Origin of the sequence: Streptomyces jumonjinensis, from assembly GCF_009600885.1 — a bacterium.
Lineage (GTDB): Bacteria > Actinomycetota > Actinomycetes > Streptomycetales > Streptomycetaceae > Streptomyces > Streptomyces jumonjinensis.
Genome location: NZ_VCLA01000198.1, coordinates 28,298 through 28,768, shown reverse-complemented (window position 1 = coordinate 28,768; position 471 = coordinate 28,298). Strand labels below are relative to the sequence as shown.

The following is a 471-nucleotide window of genomic DNA, read 5'->3' as shown; positions in this document are numbered from 1 at the left end:
GCGCTATGGCGACCAGCCGCTTCAGCTTCCCGCCGAGGCCGGACCCGGATCGGTCCTGGCTCAGTCGTCCCAGACCCCAGGCGTCGCTGCTCTCGGGGGTCAGGGTGAGCAGTCTGCGGCCGTCGGCGCTGAGGTCCTGGCGCAGCCCGGGCGGGTGCATGTGCGCGTCGGTGACCCGGTACAGGGCGGAGTCCGGCTGCGCCGCCGCCGCGAACAGCGCCTCCCGGGTCTCCGGGGTGTCCGCCTTCCGCCAGGCGGCGACGGTGAGCCGGAGCGCGTGTCCCGGATCCGACTCCCGCAGGGTGCTCGCGGTCTCCGCGATCCGCCGGGCCTCGGCCTGCACCGCGCGGCGGTCGTTGGCCCGGCTCTCCTTCCAGACGCTGAGCCCGGCGATCGTGGCGAGGCAGAGCAGGACCGAGAGGGTCGCGATGAGGGCGCGCAGCCGCCGGGTGGTCCGGGCCGCCGCCCGCA

The 471-nt window shown here is 76.0% G+C and carries 1 pseudogene; it reads right to left on the bottom strand.

From position 1 onward, the window contains the following. Positions 1-471: pseudogene (locus tag FF041_RS38415) on the bottom strand (hypothetical protein); the annotation flags it as partial.